Annotated in this window: 3 protein-coding genes; all 3 read right to left on the bottom strand. The window is 40.1% G+C overall.

Annotated elements, in window-relative coordinates; all coding sequences use genetic code 11:
- Positions 1-28: 28 nt before the first annotated feature.
- A complete protein-coding gene (locus tag A3735_RS22275; protein ID WP_156499831.1) occupies positions 29-352 on the bottom strand; it encodes a hypothetical protein in 324 nt (107 codons plus the stop codon).
- A gap of 71 nt (positions 353-423) precedes the next feature.
- Positions 424-2,184 (bottom strand): lipopolysaccharide assembly protein LapB, encoded by a 1,761-nt coding sequence (locus tag A3735_RS22270; protein WP_068512669.1) that lies wholly within the window; start codon positions 2,182-2,184, stop codon positions 424-426.
- On the bottom strand, positions 2,178-2,714 hold the full coding sequence (locus A3735_RS22265) for an AraC family transcriptional regulator (RefSeq protein ID WP_156499830.1): 537 nt from the start codon (positions 2,712-2,714) through the stop codon (positions 2,178-2,180). Before A3735_RS22265 ends, A3735_RS22270 begins: the two co-directional genes overlap by 7 nt.
- Positions 2,715-2,998: the final 284 nt, after the last annotated feature.

Here is a 2,998-nt window from a genome sequence, read left to right as displayed (position 1 = left end):
TTTAGTGACATAGCACAGATTTTTTTCTTTAAGACTTGCTATTATCAGAATAACAATCACTTATAAAATTTTGAAGTTTGTTATGGGTATCCAGCGGTTTCTTGCTATCGAGTTTGTACTTTTCCCTTAAGTTATTAATACGATTCAAAGCATCAATTTTTACATTAGGCGAGTTAGCGTTTTCAAATAATTTTATGTAGCGCTTTAAGATGTAATTAATTGAGACCTTGGGTAAAGGTTTATCTTGGTAGACGATAAAGCTCGGTTTGATATCACCAATGGTTTCGAGATCACTTTTCAACTCAAAAATAAATGGGTCATCACTAGCAGCATAAGAAGTGTTTGAAAACATACCTACAGCTAAAAGAAGTACCCAAGAATAAAGCCTAGGAACGTTGTTTCTAGTCGATTTAATAAAATACATCATCGAGAATAGCGCCCGTCTTTACTTTTCTTTCGCTTAGTCGATTTATTTTCAGCGATACCCTGGAAAATATGCACCAAGCCTTGCTCAGCTCTCTCATAATTGGACATCATCACCTTTCTTAGCTCAGAAAGATGCTGCCGGCAGACATTAGTAATCTCGCTATCCAACTTATCTAGCAAAGCCTCTATCTTCACTTTTTTCGCTGCGAGTCGCTGCCCTAGAGCTGCGCTTTCAGATAACTGGCTTGAAAGTAGTTTAGGACCATTATTTACTTTGCTTTGAAGCTTACCAAGCCTACTTGCCAAAGTATCTACACCGTTTTTCATTGCCTCAATCTGCAAGCTCTTACTAAGCTTTGGCGTCATCAAGTTACTTGAGGAAAGTTTGCCAACTTTTTTATCATAAGCATTAATTCGGTTAGCAATTTCAACAGAATTAAAACGCTTTATTTGTTTACTGAAATTACTCTTTTTAGAGTTCAAGGCCTGAGAAAATACGGATAATTGAGTCTGCCAATACTCGATATTTACCACTAGGTTGTGCATCTCGGTGTATAGCTTAATATCGTCATGAATATCCCTATCCTGAGCGAAATAACGGTAATAAGCAGCGCGTGTAGTATTCTTAACAACACCTTTTGACAAAAACCACTCCAGCCCCTTAATTTCACTACCATCAATCAACACTGCATGCGCACCATGTTTTTCAAGCGCCGTATCTAGCTTGTTAATCGTTCTCAATTCGTTTTCAAAGCCGGAACTGGCTTCTTTATAGGCTTCAAGAGCCTGACTTATATAGCCGGAGCGTTCGTATGCGTAAGGAATGGCCAATGCTGCTTCAGCAACACTTTGATTTGTAAGAGGGTAAGTCTTGGTACTAAACCAGGATTGAGTGGCAGCACGAAAATCACCAAGCTCCAGATGTGCCAAGCCATTCAGGTATAAGCCTGCAGCCGTACTGTCAGAGTCAAGGCGAACCTTTTTGAAAAACTCTAAAGCAAGGTCTGGCTTTCCCCCCTCCAAATAGAGTGAGCCGGACGCAAGATTAATTCGGTCAGCCAAAGCCAACTCTTCTTCGCTTTTACCTTTATTCAGTGAACTCGCTATCCAAAGCGTGCCGAGCGCTTTAGTTTTGTCATGGCTCGCTTCAGCATAAGCTATAGCAAGATTGTAATAAGCATAAGCAGCCCAGACTCCTCCGACCAAATCCCTTAGTGCTTTCGCTGCTCTCTGTGGGCTACCGAGCTCTATAAAGCAGTTTGCTCTATAAAAAGTCCAACGCTGTTTATCATCTAGTGACAGCTTATTCTTTAGTCCCTTGAATGACTTAAGCGCATTAATACAATCGTTATCGTTATAGTAGACTTCACCAAGCGTAAATCGCTCAGAATCACTAAGTTTGTTTTTTTGCTTGCCATTGATATCTAACAGCTTACGCGCTTTGTTAGACATGCTATAACCATGTAAGGCTGCGTTATAGTCGGCAGGATATTTTGAAATATAAGGCTCGTTCATCATCGCCAGTGCATTGAAGACGTCACCGCTATTTAGCTTGAATTTGACCATGCCCTCGTAGAGTTCTTCTGGAATGCCTTTGCTTTGGCTGGCGGCAAGTACAACTGTTGGAACAGATAGCAGAATAGAAAGAGTCAGGCACGCAAGAGCAAAGCTAAAAAGTTTGGTACATTGCAAGGCAACATAACGAGATGAGAACTGAAGAATACTACCTGACATAGAAAGCATGATGACAGCTACCATTGCTTAACTTTGAACAAGGGCTCTCGCTTACCAGCACTTTCAATAACTTCCATCTGTATGTATTTAGCCTTATTTTCCTTAGTGAATTTCAAGGCTTTCTTACGACGAAAATAGCTATTATCTGCACCCTGTCCGTTAAACTGGGCTGTTAATTTGTGCTGTCCATCAGCCAAACTTCCAAGATAGATTTTTTGAACCCCGCCCTTCTTTAAGGCTGCCAACTCAGACTTGTTGTACAAATGCGTAGCGACTAATTTGTCATCTAACAGAACTTCAATTGAATCAAGCGCAAAAGTAGTTTTGGCATCAAGGGATAGAAAAACAGCCAACTGGGTTTCAGTTGGATATAGTAACTGTTCTTCAAAATTATAAAGTTCTCTATTTAGCTCAATTAAGTCTGACTTGATCTGTTCGGCCTCTTTGGCAAGCTTAACCAACTCGGGAGACTTTTTCTTTACAGGAGATTTCTGAGACTGGCTTGCAGGAAGGCTATTGTTAGCGGGCTGAGCAACAGGGGGCGCTGCATTCAACTGCATACACGATATAGAGATTAGAACAACGAAAACAAGAAACCGCTGGATACCCATAACAAACTTCAAAATTTTATAAGTGATTGTTATTCTGATAATAGCAAGTCTTAAAGAAAAAAATCTGTGCTATGTCACTAAATAAGTAAGTAATTGTAATCGTGAAAGAAATATTGATTAAAGATTATCCAAACACCCCAACTTAGCGACTGAGATAGCGCATTGCGTCTTCGAGCCCTTCAACCGTCATTGGGTACATATTGTCCTCTAAGAGCTGCTTGGTTATC

The sequence above is a fragment of the Oleiphilus sp. HI0061 genome (assembly GCF_001635675.1).
This window is presented reverse-complemented; position numbering and strand designations above follow the sequence as displayed.

Excerpts from the sequence above, each read along its gene's own strand:
- A3735_RS22275 (WP_156499831.1), bottom strand. The coding sequence starts at position 352 with ATGTTTTCAAACACTTCTTATGCTGCTAGTGATGACCCATTTATTTTT.
- A3735_RS22270 (WP_068512669.1), bottom strand. The coding sequence starts at position 2,184 with ATGGTAGCTGTCATCATGCTTTCTATGTCAGGTAGTATTCTTCAGTTC.